The organism is Streptomyces sp. NPDC005811, assembly GCF_040630405.1.
Lineage (GTDB): Bacteria > Actinomycetota > Actinomycetes > Streptomycetales > Streptomycetaceae > Streptomyces.
Genome location: NZ_JBEXXK010000016.1, coordinates 168,474 through 182,018 on the forward strand (window position 1 = coordinate 168,474; position 13,545 = coordinate 182,018).

The 13,545-nt window shown below is 72.3% G+C and carries 11 protein-coding genes; 4 read left to right on the forward strand and 7 right to left on the reverse strand.

Annotated features, from left to right (window positions below):
• Positions 1-20: 20 nt before the first annotated feature.
• From ABZ490_RS19365 to ABZ490_RS19385, 5 genes are all read right to left on the reverse strand, one after another.
• Positions 21-2,606, reverse strand: coding sequence for a bifunctional diguanylate cyclase/phosphodiesterase (locus ABZ490_RS19365; RefSeq protein ID WP_358991316.1), 2,586 nt, complete (start codon positions 2,604-2,606; stop codon positions 21-23).
• A 208-nt stretch (positions 2,607-2,814) separates the two neighbouring features.
• Positions 2,815-5,019, reverse strand: coding sequence for an NAD-dependent DNA ligase LigA (gene ligA / locus ABZ490_RS19370; RefSeq protein WP_358991319.1), 2,205 nt, complete (start codon positions 5,017-5,019; stop codon positions 2,815-2,817).
• A gap of 15 nt (positions 5,020-5,034) precedes the next feature.
• A complete protein-coding gene (locus ABZ490_RS19375) occupies positions 5,035-6,036 on the reverse strand; it encodes a methionine synthase (RefSeq protein ID WP_358991322.1) in 1,002 nt (333 codons plus the stop codon).
• A 20-nt stretch (positions 6,037-6,056) separates the two neighbouring features.
• The gene (locus ABZ490_RS19380; protein ID WP_358991433.1) at positions 6,057-6,734 is read right to left on the reverse strand and encodes an SDR family oxidoreductase; all 678 of its coding nucleotides are present in this window, start codon (positions 6,732-6,734) and stop codon (positions 6,057-6,059) included.
• A gap of 39 nt (positions 6,735-6,773) precedes the next feature.
• Complete coding sequence (locus tag ABZ490_RS19385) at positions 6,774-7,313, reverse strand: TIGR00730 family Rossman fold protein (RefSeq protein ID WP_358991325.1); 540 nt, start codon at positions 7,311-7,313, stop codon at positions 6,774-6,776.
• A gap of 50 nt (positions 7,314-7,363) precedes the next feature.
• Here ABZ490_RS19385 and ABZ490_RS19390 point away from each other — a divergent pair, with 50 nt between their 5' ends.
• A complete protein-coding gene (locus ABZ490_RS19390; protein WP_358991328.1) occupies positions 7,364-7,687 on the forward strand; it encodes a DUF427 domain-containing protein in 324 nt (107 codons plus the stop codon).
• Positions 7,688-7,725: 38 nt separating this feature from the next.
• Positions 7,726-8,505, forward strand: coding sequence for an alpha/beta hydrolase (locus ABZ490_RS19395; protein WP_358991330.1), 780 nt, complete (start codon positions 7,726-7,728; stop codon positions 8,503-8,505).
• Positions 8,506-8,517: 12 nt separating this feature from the next.
• Here the strand turns inward: ABZ490_RS19395 and mnmA are convergent, their stop codons facing one another.
• The gene (gene mnmA, locus ABZ490_RS19400) at positions 8,518-9,648 is read right to left on the reverse strand and encodes a tRNA 2-thiouridine(34) synthase MnmA (protein ID WP_358991333.1); all 1,131 of its coding nucleotides are present in this window, start codon (positions 9,646-9,648) and stop codon (positions 8,518-8,520) included.
• An 82-nt stretch (positions 9,649-9,730) separates the two neighbouring features.
• Here mnmA and ABZ490_RS19405 point away from each other — a divergent pair, with 82 nt between their 5' ends.
• Together ABZ490_RS19405 and ABZ490_RS19410 are read left to right on the forward strand one after the other, a co-directional pair.
• Positions 9,731-10,390 (forward strand): peptidoglycan recognition family protein, encoded by a 660-nt coding sequence (locus ABZ490_RS19405; protein WP_358991336.1) that lies wholly within the window; start codon positions 9,731-9,733, stop codon positions 10,388-10,390.
• A 225-nt stretch (positions 10,391-10,615) separates the two neighbouring features.
• Positions 10,616-12,196: a multicopper oxidase domain-containing protein gene (locus tag ABZ490_RS19410; RefSeq protein WP_358991339.1), complete on the forward strand. Its 1,581-nt coding sequence runs from the start codon at positions 10,616-10,618 to the stop codon at positions 12,194-12,196.
• Positions 12,197-12,300: 104 nt separating this feature from the next.
• On the opposite strand, the gene ABZ490_RS19415 is transcribed toward ABZ490_RS19410, so the two are convergent.
• Positions 12,301-13,479, reverse strand: a complete 1,179-nt coding sequence (locus ABZ490_RS19415) for a VCBS repeat-containing protein (RefSeq protein WP_358991342.1) — start codon at positions 13,477-13,479, stop codon at positions 12,301-12,303.
• Positions 13,480-13,545: the final 66 nt, after the last annotated feature.

Below are 13,545 nucleotides of genomic sequence, written 5' to 3' on the forward strand. Positions count from 1 at the left end.
CCGTGAAACGGTTCGGTGGGCTAGTCGTCGGTGGCGGCGGCCGGGAGCGCCGCCGCCGGACGCTGCCAGCCGCGCGAGCCCCGCGCCCGCAGCCATGCCGTCGTCTCCTCGGGAGGCATCGCCGCGGCCACCAGCCACCCCTGCACCGCGTCGCAGCCCAGATCCCGCAGCCGTTCCCAGGTCTCGTCGTCCTCGACACCCTCCGCGACCACGAGCAGCCCGAGGGAATGCGCGAGGTCGACCGTGCAGCGCACGATCTCCGCGTCCTCGGTGTCCACCGCCAGCCGCGCCACGAAGGAACGGTCGATCTTCAGCTCGCTGACCGGCAGCCGCCGCAGATGCACCAGCGAGGAGTACCCGGTCCCGAAGTCGTCCAGGGACATCTTCACGCCGTGCCCGGTCAGCCCGTTCAGCGTGTCCGCCGCCCGCTGCGGATCCTCCAGCAGGACGTGCTCCGTTATCTCCAGTTGGAGCGCTCCCGCGGGCACTCCGTGCCGGGCGAGACGCGCGGCGACGGACCCGGCGAACCCGGGCGTGTGGACGTCGCGCGGCGAGACGTTCACCGCGACCGGCACGAACAGCCCCTGCGCCCGCCACCGGGCGACCTGGCCGAGCGCCGTCTCCAGCACGTACTCCGTGAGGTGCGGCATCAGCCCGGAGGACTCGGCGATCGCTATGAACTCGTCCGGCGGCACCTTCCCCCGCTCCGGATGCACCCACCGCACCAGCGCCTCGAGACCCGCCACCTGCCCGTCGAAGCGGACCTTCGGCTGGTAGTGCAGCTGCACCTCGTGCGCGTCCAGCGCCCGCCGCAGATCGCCCAGCAGCCCGAGCCGGTCGGGGGTGTTGGAGTCCCGCTTGGACTCGTACACCTCGACTCCCGTACGGTCCCGCTTGGCCTGGTACATCGCCACGTCGGCCCGGCGCAGCATGCCCTCCGCGTCACGGGCGTGGTCGGGGAAGACGGCGACGCCCGCGCTGGCCTCCAGGACGAGGGTGAGTCCGTCGAGGTCGAGCGGCGAGCTGAGGGCGGCGACCAGCGCGCGGGCGACCCGGGTCGCGGAGGTGGTGGAGTCGGCGACCGGGAGCAGGACGGCGAACTCGTCCCCGCCGAGCCGTGCCACCTCCGCCCCGCGCGGAAGGGCCACCCGCAGCCGTTCGGCCGTCTGGAGGAGGAGCCGGTCACCGGCGAGATGCCCGAGGGTGTCGTTGACCGAACGGAAGCGGTCGAGGTCGATGAGCATCAGGGCGGACCGGGCGCCGATGCGCTCGGCGTCGTCCAGGGCGGTCCAGATGCGTTCCAGCAGCCACTGCCGGTTGGGCAGTCCGGTCAGCGGGTCGCGCAACTGCTCCTCGGCGCGGGCCCGGGCCATCCAGAGCGTGGAGTCGAGGGCGATGAGCGGGATCGCGAACAGCGGCAGCAGGATCGGTTTGGCGATGGCGACCACGCAGACCAGCGGCGCGATGCCGAGCAGGGCCACCGCGACCAGGCCCTGTCTGAGGAGGGCGGTGCGGGCGACCGTGGGCAGTCCGCCGGAGCGGGGGGCGTGCAGGTACCAGAGCAGGACGCGGGTGACGGAGAGATAGGCGACGGCCACCAGGGCCACCTGGGGGCCGGTGTAGACGGTCCAGCCGTCCGGGTACCAGGGGTGTTCGACGGACGGCACCCGTCCGCACGCGGCCAGCAGCAGGGCGCCCGTACCGATGCCGAGGATGTCCACCGCGCCGTGCAGGACGCCCTGCCGCCAGCGGTGGCGTCTGGCGATGCCGACCAGGACGACGACGGTGAGGCTGACCAGACCGGCGGGTACCCAGCCGTACAGCAGCAGGACGGCGAGGGTGAGGGCGGCGCCGGAGCCGGTGCCGCCCCACCAGCGGGCCCGGCCGAGCATGACCAGGTGCCCGACGATGGCGCCGGTCAGCAGGGCCAGCGCCCAGCCGGCCGTACCGGACGGGAAGAGGGCGTGGCTGCCGGTGAAGGCGCGGTAGAAGCCGGCGCCGAGGGCGAGGGCGGCCGCGCCGACGACCGCGGCGGGCAGCGCGGGCCAGGACGGCTGCCGGTCGGGTTCGGCACCGGGCAGTCCGGAGCTCGCGGACAGCACCGAGGCGCCGGGCAGGGCGGACGTCCCGGAGTAGACGGAGGCCCCGGGGAGGGCGGAGGCCCCCGACAGACCCGAGGCGCCGAACAGACAGGACGCGCCGGACGGCGCCGGGGGCCGGGCCGGACCGGAGGGGCCGGGCGGGCCGGAGGCGGGCCCGGCCGGTGGTGGAGCAGGGAGCCCGGCGGCGGGTGCGGCCGGTGGCGCCGCGGACGACCCCGCGGCGGATCCGGCCGGTGGTGCCGCGGACAGCCCGGCCGCGGGTGCGGTGGGAAGTCTCGTAGGCAGCCCGGCTGCGGATGCGTGGGGAAATCTCGTGGGCAGCCCGGGGGCCGGTTCGGCGGGAGGTTCCGTGGGGGCGCGGAGGTCGGGAGCGGTCCGCGGGGGGTGCGCCTGAGCACCCGGTTGTCGCCCGGACCGCCCCGCCCAGCGGCTCCCCCACCTGACGCCGACGCCCCGGAGCCGGCGCAGCCGGGAGTCCGGGGCGTCGCTCTCGGTCGGTTCCATTCCCGTCCCTCTCACAACCGGCGGTGCCCACGCCACGCGGCGCACTGCCCGACAACCCGTGGGCGGCGCCGCGTTGGGTGCACACCTCAACAGTAGGCCGCGGAAGGCGTCCACGGGCAGCGGTCGTCGACGGTTGCCCGAATGCGCCCCGGCCACCCGTATGCATCTGGTATGCGCCGATCGGGTGGCCTTCAACCGCCGGTTCGGGCTACTCCCCGGTCGACTCCTCCGCCGCGAGGGCCACTTCGGCGGCCGCGTCCGGGCCCTGTTCGAGCAGGACGGTGAAGCCGTCCTCGTCCAGCACGGGCACCTTCAGCTGCATCGCCTTGTCGTACTTGGAGCCGGGGTTGTCACCCACGACGACGAACGAGGTCTTCTTGGAGACCGAACCGGTGACCTTGGCGCCCCGGCTCTGGAGCGCGTCCTTGGCGCCGTCGCGGGTGAAGTGTTCGAGCGTGCCGGTGACGACGACCGTGAGGCCTTCGAGGGGGCGGGGGCCCTCGTCCTCGCCGGAGCCCTCGTCCTCCATGCGGACGCCGGCGGCCTTCCACTTGCGGATGATCTCCTGGTGCCAGTCCTCGGCGAACCACTCCTTGAGCGAGGCCGCGATGATCGCGCCCACGCCGTCGGTGGCCGCCAGCTCCTCCTCGCTCGCCTGCTCGATGCGGTCGATGGAGCGGAACTCGCGCGCGAGCGCCTCGGCCGCGACCGGCCCCACATGACGGATCGACAGCCCGGTGAGGACACGGGCGAGCGGGCGGTCCTTGGCGGCGGCGATGTTCTCCAGCATCGCCAGCGCGTTCTTCTTCGCCTCGCCCTGCTGGTTGGCGAAGACGGTGGCGATCTTCTCCTCGCCGGTCTTCGGGTCGCGCTTGGGCAGTCCGCTGTCCTGGTCGCGGACGTACGCCTTGATGGGCAGCAGCTGCTCGATGGTGAGGTCGAAGAGGTCGCTCTCGTTGCGCAGCGGCGCCTCGGCGGGCTCCAGCGGGTTGGTGAGGGCGGCCGCGGCGACGTAGCCGAACTGTTCGATGTCCAGTGCCTTGCGACCGGCCAGGTAGAAGACCCGCTCGCGCAACTGGGCGGGACAGGCACGGGCGTTGGGGCAGCGCAGGTCGATGTCTCCCTCCTTCATCGGCCTGAGCGGCGTACCGCACTCCGGGCACTCGGCCGGCATCACGAACTCCCGCTCGGTGCCGTCCCGGAGGTCGGCGACGGGGCCGAGGATCTCGGGGATGACGTCCCCGGCCTTGCGCAGCACCACGGTGTCCCCGATGAGGACGCCCTTGGCCTTGACGACCTCCTGGTTGTGCAGGGTCGCGAACTCGACCTCGGAGCCCGCCACCGTCACCGGTTCGACCTGCGCGTACGGTGTCACCCGGCCCGTACGGCCCACGCCCACGCGGATGTTGACGAGCTTGGTGTTGACCTCCTCCGGCGCGTACTTGTACGCGATGGCCCAGCGCGGGGCACGGGCCGTGGAGCCGAGCCGGCCCTGGAGCCGGATCTCGTCGAGCTTGACGACGACCCCGTCGATCTCGTGCTCCACGGAGTGGCGGTTCTCGCCGTAGTACGCGATGAACTGCCGTACGCCGTCGAGGTCGCCGACGACCCGGTTGTGGGTGGAGGTGGGCAGGCCCCAGCCCTTGAGGAGGTCGTAGGCCTCGGAGAGGCGGTCCATGCCCTCGTAGCCCTCCAGGGCGCCGATGCCGTGGACGACCATGTGCAGCGGGCGGGTGGCCGTGACGCGCGGGTCCTTCTGGCGCAGGGAACCGGCCGCCGCGTTGCGCGGGTTGGCGAAGGGCTTGTCGCCGGCCGCGACCAGCCGGGCGTTGAGCTCCTCGAACCCCTCCATCGGGAAGTAGACCTCGCCGCGGATCTCCACGAGCGTGGGCACGCCGTCGCCCGCCAGCCGGTCGGGGATCTCGGCGATGGTGCGCACGTTGGGCGTGATGTCCTCGCCGGTGCGGCCGTCGCCGCGGGTCGCCGCGCGCGTGAGGCGGCCGTTCTCATACGTGAGGTTGACGGCGAGGCCGTCGACCTTGAGCTCGCACAGGAAGTGGTACGCGGAGGCGCCGACGTCCTTGTGGACGCGCTCGGCCCAGGCGGCCAGCTCCAGGTCGTCGAAGGCGTTGTCCAGGGAGAGCATGCGCTCCCGGTGCTGGACGGCGGTGAAGTCCGTCTCGTACGCCCCCGCGACCTTCTGGGTCGGCGAGTCGGGCGTGCGCAGCTCGGGGTACTGCTGCTCCAGCGCCTCCAGGGCGCGCAGCAGGCGGTCGAACTCCGCGTCGCTGATGACGGGAGCGTCCTTCACGTAGTACCGGAAGCGGTGCTCCTCGATCTGCTCAGCGAGCTGCGCGTGCTGCTCCCGTGCCTCGGCGGGCACCGTCGTCTCCGCTTGCTTGTCGCCGGCCACCGTGTGGTCCTCCCGTTACTCTGGGTTGTCCGCGAGGGATCTCGCCGCCCGGACGCAGTGGGCGAGGGCCCGGCGGGCGTACGCGGGAGAGGCCCCCGCGAGTCCGCAGGCCGGTGTGAGCGTGACCGCCTCCGCGAGAAGTCCCGGTTGCAGCCCCAGCCTGCGCCACAGCGTCCGTACACCCATGACGCTACTAGCAGGGTCCGACAATGCGGCGTCCGTGCCCGGCACGACACCGGCGAAGAGCCGGGTGCCGCCCTCCACCGCCTCCCCGATCGCCTCCTCGTCACGCTCGGTGAGCAGCGAGAAGTCGAAGGAGATCCCGGCGACCCCGGCCCGGCGCAGCAGGGCGAAGGGCACGTCCGGGGCGCAGGAGTGGACCACCACGGGGCCGTCCCCGTGCACCCCGGCCAGGTCCCGCAGGGTGGCCTCGACGAGCTGGCGGTCGACGGCGCGGTGGGTGCGGTAGCCGCTGGCGGTGCGCACCCGGCCGGTCAGGACGGAGGTGAGGGACGGTTCGTCGAGCTGGAGGACGAGGCGGGCGCCGGGGATGCGCCGCCGCAGTTCGGCGAGGTGCAGCCGCAGCCCCTCCGCCAGGGAGGCGGCCAGGTCGCGGCAGGCGCCGGGGTCGGAGAGGGCGGCCTCGCCGTTCCTCAGCTCCAGCGCGGCGGCGAGCGTCCAGGGGCCGACGGCCTGCACCTTCAGCGGGCCCTCGTAGTCCTGGGTGAACTCCTCGAGGGCGTCGAGGTCCTCGCCGAGCCAGGAGCGGGCCCGCTTGGTGTCGCGGCCCGGATGGTCGCCGAGCCGCCAGCCGCTGGGTTCCACGCGCGCGTACAGCTCGACGAGCATCCCCGCCGTCCGGCCGATCATGTCGGCGCCGGGGCCGCGGGCCGGGAGTTCGGGCAGGAAGGGGAAGTCCTCGAAGGAGCCGGTGGCGGTCCTGGCCGCCTCCCTGGCGTCGCCGCCGGGGAGCGAGCCGACGCCGGTGGCGGGGCCGTAGGGCGAAGTTGCGTTCACGTGGGGAAGCCTACGGAAGGTCAGCGACCGGGCCGTACCGTCAGGTCGTTGACCTCGGCGTCCCTCGGCAGGTCGAGCGCCATCAGGATCGTCGTCGCCACCGACTCGGGGTCGATCCACTCGGCGGGGTCGTACTCCTTGCCCTCCTGCTGGTGCACCTTGGCCTGCATGGGGCCGGCGGTGCGGCCGGGGTAGACGGAGGTGACGCGGACGCCGTTGCCGTGCTCCTCGCCGCGCAGGGAGTCGGCGAGGGCCTTGAGGCCGTGCTTGGAGGCGGCGTACGCGGACCAGTCGGCGCTCGCCCGGAGGCCGGCGCCGGAGTTCACGAACAGCACGTGCCCGCGCGCGGCCCGCAGCGATGGCAGGAAGTGGCGGGTCAGCTCGGCGGGGGCGATCAGGTTGACGTCGAGCTGGTGGCGCCAGGTCTTGGGGGTCAGCTCGCCGACCGGGCCCAGGTCGACCACGCCGGCGATGTGCAGCAGCGAGTCGACCCGGTCCGGGAGCGACTGGTGGGAGAAGGCCCAGCTCAGCCGGTCGGGGTCGGCGAGGTCGCCGACCAGGGTGCGGGCGCCGGGGAACCGCGCGGCGAGTTCCTTCGCGCGGCCCGCGTCGCGCGCGTGGAGCACGAGGTCGTCCCCGCGCGCGTGCAGCCGGCGGGCGACGGCCGCGCCGATGCCGGAGCCCGCCCCGGTGATCACATGGGTAGTCATGCCCGCCATGCTCGCATCACGCGGCCCTCAGGAGGTGCCCTGGCTCTCCTCCAGGTAGGCGAGCGCCCCCACCGGCTCCTCCGCGAAGAACACCAGGTCGGTCAGCGGGCGCGGCAGGAATCCCTCGTCGTCCATGCGCCGGAACTGCGTCTTGAGTCCGTCGTAGAAGCCGGCGGTGTTCAGCAGCACGACCGGCTTGTCGGTGTGGCCGTGCTTCTTCAGCTCCAGGATCTCGGTGGCCTCGTCGAGGGTGCCCGTGCCGCCGACCAGTACCACCACGGCGTCGGCCTTCTCCAGCAGCAGCTTCTTGCGCTCGGCGAGGTCCTTGGCGATCACCATCTCGTCGGCGCCCGGCCGGGCCTTGGCGGCGAGGAAGGTCACGGACACCCCGCACAGCCGGCCGCCGTTCTCCTGCACCCCGTCGGCGACGACCTTCATCAGACCCGTGTCGGACCCGCCCCACACGAGCGTGTGCCCGCCCTTGCCCAGCAGTTCCGCGAACTCGCGCGCGGGTCGTGTGTAACGGTCGTCGAGGTCGGCGGCGGAGAGGAAGACACAGATACGCATGCCGCCACCGTACGCGGGAAGAACCGGGGGTCCGCGAGTGCTTTTCCGACATGACCCGAGGACACACGATCACGATCGAGCGGGACCCCCGGCACATCAGGGTCGTCCACGACGGCCGGGTGCTCGCCGAGACCGACCGGGCCCTCGCCCTGCGCGAGACGGGCTGCCCGGTGCGGTTCTACCTCCCCGAAGCCGATGTGCGCATGGACCTGCTGACGCCGTCCGAGACCCACACCTTCTGTCCCTTCAAGGGCACGGCGTCGTACTGGTCGCTGCCCGGCGCGCCCGACCTCGTGTGGGCGTACCCGGACCCGAAGCCGGACGTCGCCGAGATCAGGAACCACCTGTGCTTCTACGAAGTGGAGGTGTCGTAGGCCGATCACCGCCCCGCCGTGCGGCAGTCTGCTCTGACATGGACAAGAAGACCATTTCGCGCGACGGCACCGAACTCGCGTACGCCCGGGCCGGACAGGGTCCCGCGGTCATCCTGGTGAGCGGGGCGATGTCCACGGGCGGCACCGTGGCGCCCCTGGGCGGGCTGCTCACGCGCAGCTGCACGGTCCTGACGTACGACCGGCGGGGCCGCGGCGACAGCGGTGACACGGCGCCGTTCGCGGTGGAACGCGAGGTGGAGGACCTCGCCGCGCTGATCGAGGTGGCGGGCGGCGAGGCCTCGCTGTACGGCATCTCCTCGGGCGGGGCGCTGGTGTTGGAGGCGGCGGCGAGCGGGCTGCCGGTGCGGCGGGTGGCCGTCTACGAGACGCCGTACGCGGTCGACGAGGAGGCGGTGCGCGGACGCGCCGAGTACACCGAGCGACTCTCCGAGGCCCTCGCCCAGGGGCGGCGCGGGGACGCCGTGGAGCTGTTCCTGCGGCTGACGGGGCTGGCCGAGGAGATGATCGAGCGGGCCCGCCAGTCGCCCATGTGGGCCGGCATGGAGGCGATCGCGCCGACCCTCTCCTACGACGACGCGGTCATGGCCGGCGGCCGGGTCCCCCGGGAACGGCTGGCCGCCCTCGGGGTGCCCGTGCTCGCGGTGGCGGGCGGCGACAGTCCGCCCTGGATGCGCGAGGCCACGCGCGCGGTGGCGGAGGCGGCGCCGCAGGGGACGTACCGCCTGCTGGAGGGCCAGACCCACATGGTGGATCCGAACGTGCTCGCGCCGGTGCTGGCGGAGTTCTTCGGCTCCTAGGAGCAGGGCCGGTCAGGCCACCCCGGCCGTCGTCCGGACCGTCGAGGCGATCGTCGCCGAGCCCACCACGCGCGTGCCGTCGTACAGGACGATCGCCTGGCCGGGGGCCACCCCGCGGACCGGCTCGGCGAACGTCACGCTCAGCTCGCCGTCGACGGACTCCGCCGTCACCTCGGTCTCGCCGCCGTGGGCGCGCAGCTGGGCGGTGTAGGTGCCGGGGCCGGTGGGGGCCGCCCCGCACCAGCGCGGCTTGATCGCGGTCAGGCCGCTCACGTCGAGGGCGGCGGCCGGGCCGACCGTCACGGTGTTGTTCACCGGGGAGATGTCGAGGACGTAGCGGGGCTTGCCGTCGGCGGCCGGGGTGCCGATGCGCAGTCCCTTGCGCTGGCCGATGGTGAAGCCGTACGCGCCCTCGTGGGTGCCGATCTTCGCGCCCGACTCGTCGACGATGTCGCCCTCGGCGCGGCCGAGGCGGTTCGCGAGGAAGCCCTGGGTGTCGCCGTCGGCGATGAAGCAGATGTCGTGGGAGTCGGGCTTCTTGGCGACCGCGAGGCCCCGGCGCTCGGCCTCCGCGCGGATCTCGTCCTTGGTGGTGAGGGTGTCGCCGAGCGGGAACAGGGCGTGGGCGAGCTGCTTCTCGTCGAGGACGCCGAGGACGTACGACTGGTCCTTCGCCATGTCGGAGGCGCGGTGCAGCTCGCGGGAGCCGTCGGGCCGCGTGACGATCTGCGCGTAGTGGCCGGTGCAGACCGCGTCGAAGCCGAGCGCGAGCGCCTTGTCGAGCAGGGCGGCGAACTTGATCTTCTCGTTGCAGCGCAGACAGGGGTTGGGGGTGCGGCCGGCCTCGTACTCGGCGACGAAGTCCTCGACGACGTCCTCGCGGAAGCGGTCGGCGAGGTCCCAGACGTAGAACGGGATGCCGATGACGTCGGCGGCGCGGCGGGCGTCGCGGGAGTCCTCGATGGTGCAGCAGCCGCGCGCGCCCGTGCGGAAGGACTGCGGGTTCGCCGAGAGCGCGAGGTGGACTCCGGTGACGTCGTGGCCGGCTTCCGCGGCGCGGGCGGCGGCGACGGCGGAGTCGACCCCGCCGGACATGGCGGCGAGTACGCGGAGGGGGCGGGGGCGCTGCGAGGTCTCAGTCATAACCCCTCCAGGGTACGGGGGGCGGGGAACCACAGCTCGCGCATATCCGTTGACGATCACGAAGGGCGAGAAAGGGCGGGCGATGGGGGCGAGAGGGAGCGACACCGACCGGCGGATCGGACGGCGGGCGCTGCTGATCGGCGGCGCGGTGGCCGCCGTGGGGTCGGCGGTGCTGGCGCGTGAGGAGCTGACGGAGCTGTACTGGCGGCTGCCGGGGGTGCGCAAGCCGCGGGTGGAGGGCGCGGTGGACTTCGGGGGCGCGCGCTGGGTGGCGGCCTCGGAGGCGAACTTCCGCTGGGCGGACCGTCCGGACGACTACGGCGTCGACATGATCGTCGTCCATGTCACCCAGGGCGATCTGGCGAGCGCGGTGCAGGCGTTCGAGGACCCGGGGCACCTGGCGGCGGCGCACTACATCGTGGGCCGGGACGGCGGCGTCACGCAGATGATCCGCGAGCTGGACGTGGCGTACCACGCGGGCAACCGCGCGTACAACGAGCGCAGTGTCGGCATCGAGCACGAGGGGTTCGTGGACCGGCCGGAGGACTTCACCGACGCGATGTACGAGGCGTCCGCGCGGCTGACCGCCCGGATCTGTGAGCGGTACGGCATCCCCGTCGACCGGGAGCACATCATCGGGCATGTGGAGGTGCCGGGGACGGACCACACCGACCCCGGTGAGCACTGGGACTGGGACCGGTACCTGAAGCTCGTCAAAACGGCGCGAACCGCTTCCGCCTGACATCCGTTGTGACGCAGCTCACAAGTTTCCAGAATCGTGAGCGATTCGTGAGGGCGGACCGCCCGATGTGTCCCGCACCGCGATCCTGACCTGCGGCACGCCAACTTGGCTTTTTTTCAGAGGAGTTGAAGATCCAAAAGCATTATTAAGGCTGCACAGGGATCAGAGCTGACTCCTAACTTCGGCTCAGTCTTCACATAGGCCTTAGCCCAAAGCTCCACGGCCATGACCCACACCACAGACCCCGCTTCCGGAGCGGGCGAGCAGAGCACGGGTGCCCACGCGAGGAGCGGCCGGGCCGCCAAGGGCGAGCACACGAAGGAGACGAGGGGCCGGGGCGGCAAGGGCCTGCACCGGCGGAAGTTCCTCAGCGGGATGGCGGGCGTCGGCTTCGGCGCGGTCGGCGCGGCCGGGATCGGCTTCTCGCTGCTGACCGGCGGCAACAGCAACAAGGCGTCCGCGGCCACGGAAGCCACCGGCACCCTGAACATCCCGGACCTGCTGGAGACCACCACCACCGACGGCGCCACCACCTACACCCTGACCGCGAAGACCGGCACCAGTGAGGTGATCAGCGGCGTCACCAGCACCACGGCCGGCTACAACGGGTCGTACCTCGGCCCCACCATGAAGTGGACCAAGGGCGACACGGTCCTGCTGAACATCACCAACAGCCTGGGCGACGACACCACCGTCCACTTCCACGGCGCCCACATCCCGCCCAAGATGGACGGCGGCCCGCAGAACGCATTCGCCGACGGCGAGACCTGGTCGCCCACCTTCGAGGTCCTCGACGAGGCCAAGACCCTCTGGTACCACCCGCACGCCCTGGGCACCACGGCCGAGCAGGTCGTCCACGGCCTGGCCGGGATGATCATCGTGGAGGACGACTCGGACGTCTCGGCCGCGCTGCCGAGCGAGTACGGCGTCGACGACATCCCGATCATCCTCCAGTGTCTGGCCGTCGACACCAGCGGCGACATCAAGTACGAGGCCACCGGGTACCGCAGCTCCACCGTCACCTTCCCGGTGCTGGTCAACGGCACCAACGTGGACTCGACCACCCTCGGCTTCACCGCCACCAAGACGCGGACCCGCTTCCGCGTCCTGAACGCCTCCCCCGCCGACATCATGACCGTCCAGCGCAGCGACGGCGGGACGCTCACCCAGATCGCCACCGACCAGGGCTACCTCACCGAGGCCACCGAGGTGACCACGATCCGCCTGGTGGCCGGCGCGCGCGCCGAGTTCGTGCTCGACCTGGAGGACGCCGTCACGCTCCAGGCAGTGGTCACGACCGGCTGGATCCGCGGCGGAAGCGGCACGTACGACTTCCTCACCGTGACCCCGGACGCCTCGGACACGCCCGACGACCTGCCGAGCGCGCTCAACACGATCACCCGGTACGACACGAGCGACTTCACCGCGCGGACGATCACCCTCGGCCAGAGCGGCGCGACCATGCTGATCAACGGCTCGGCCGGCACCAGCATGTCCTCGATGGCGATGATCAGCACCACGCTGGACGCCGAGGAGATCTGGACGATCAAGAACAGCACGCAGCTGGAGCACTCCTTCCATCTGCACGACGTGCCGTTCCAGCTGATCGAGATCAACGGCGAGGAACCCACCGGCGTCAACCTCGGCTGGTACGACACGTATGAGGTGGTCGGCGGCGGCTCCATCAAGATCGCGATGAAGTTCACCGACTTCACCGACGACACGTACATGTACATGCTCCATTGCCATCTGCTCCAGCACGAGGACGAGGGCATGATGGCGGCCCTCATGGTCACGGAGAGCTAGGCACCTCGGCCCTGCCCCCAGAGCAGGCTGCCGCCGGCAGTGGAAGTGCCGGCGGCAGCCCCTGACCCAGCGCACCCGGGCCAGGTTCATGGTGGTGGCGGTGGCTAGCAGGTCCCCTTGAACACGTCCACCTGTCCCGCGCCGCTGTTCGCGACCACGAGGTCGCGGACGCCGTCGCCGTCCAGGTCGGCCGCCGTGGCGTCGTAGGCGCCGGGGGCGGAGAGGTCGGCGAGCGCCGTGAGCGAGCCGTTCACCCCGCCCCGGAAGACGGCGACGGAGTTGCCCTTGAGGGAGGAGACCATGACGTCCGTGCGGCCGTCGCCGTCCAGATCGGCGGCGCCGACCGCGACCGGCAGTCCGGAGGTGGTGTAGGTGGTGGCCGTGCCGAAGGTGCCGTCACCGTTGCCCGAGAGCACGTCCAGCGCGTTCGTCCCGTTGCTCACGGTGGCCAGGTCGAGGGTGCCGTTCCCGTCGAAGTCGCCCTCGGCGAGGGAGTAGAGACGGGAGGTGGCGGCGTACGAGGTCGCGGCGCCGAGCGCCCCCGTGCCGGTGCCGAGCAGCACGCTCACTCCGGCGCTCCCCACGCTCGCGGTGGCCACGTCCGGGGCGCCGTCGCCGTCGAAGTCGCCGACGACCACGCCGTGCGGCTGACTGCCCGTGGCGGTCTGTCCCAGGTCCTCGAACGTGCCGTCGCCCCGGCCGAGCAGCACGCGCACCGTGCTCGGCCCCTGTTCGGCGACCACGAGATCGGGCAGGCCGTCGCCGTCGAGGTCCCCGGTGGCCAGGGCCCGCGGTGAGGTGCCGACGTCGATCGCCGAGGCGGCGCCGAAGGTCCCGTCACCGGCGTTGAGCGACACGCTGACCTGGGCGCCGCCGAAGTCGGTGGTCGCGAGGTCGGGGTGGCCGTCGCCGTCGAAGTCGGCGACGACGGTCTGGTAGGGGCGGGTGCCGACGGGGTAGGTGGTGCTCTCGGCGAAGGACCCGTCACCGGCGCCGAGCAGCACCGTCACCGAGTCGGCGTCCAGGTTGCTGCCGACCACGTCCTGGATGCCGTCGCCGTCCAGGTCGGCGGTGACGACGTGCCGGGTCTGGGCGGCGGCCGTGCCGGAGGTGTCGAGCGCGGTGTACGCGAGCGCACCCGTGCAGGCGGACGTCACGCCGGCCGTGCCGACGGCGGCGGCCGCCGGGGCCAGGGACAGGGCGCCCACGAGGAGCAGTGCGGCCACGGCGAGCGGGGCTCTGCGCCGGGGGACGCGGCGTTCGTGCGATGACGCGACGGTCATGGGACGGCCTTCTGTCGACAGCAGCGGGGGGAACCTGCATCGGAAGGTAGCCGAATAGTCGCCCAC

What these genes read in the sequence shown, in the direction of transcription:
- ABZ490_RS19395 (WP_358991330.1), top strand. Translation starts at nt 7,726, where the DNA reads ATGGACAAGAAGACCATTTCGCGCGACGGCACCGAACTCGCGTACGCC.
- ABZ490_RS19365 (WP_358991316.1), bottom strand. Translation starts at nt 2,606, where the DNA reads ATGGAACCGACCGAGAGCGACGCCCCGGACTCCCGGCTGCGCCGGCTC.
- ABZ490_RS19390 (WP_358991328.1), top strand. Translation starts at nt 7,364, where the DNA reads ATGACCCGAGGACACACGATCACGATCGAGCGGGACCCCCGGCACATC.
- ABZ490_RS19415 (WP_358991342.1), bottom strand. Translation starts at nt 13,479, where the DNA reads ATGACCGTCGCGTCATCGCACGAACGCCGCGTCCCCCGGCGCAGAGCC.
- ABZ490_RS19410 (WP_358991339.1), top strand. Translation starts at nt 10,616, where the DNA reads ATGACCCACACCACAGACCCCGCTTCCGGAGCGGGCGAGCAGAGCACG.
- ABZ490_RS19385 (WP_358991325.1), bottom strand. Translation starts at nt 7,313, where the DNA reads ATGCGTATCTGTGTCTTCCTCTCCGCCGCCGACCTCGACGACCGTTAC.
- mnmA (WP_358991333.1), bottom strand. Translation starts at nt 9,648, where the DNA reads ATGACTGAGACCTCGCAGCGCCCCCGCCCCCTCCGCGTACTCGCCGCC.
- ABZ490_RS19405 (WP_358991336.1), top strand. Translation starts at nt 9,731, where the DNA reads ATGGGGGCGAGAGGGAGCGACACCGACCGGCGGATCGGACGGCGGGCG.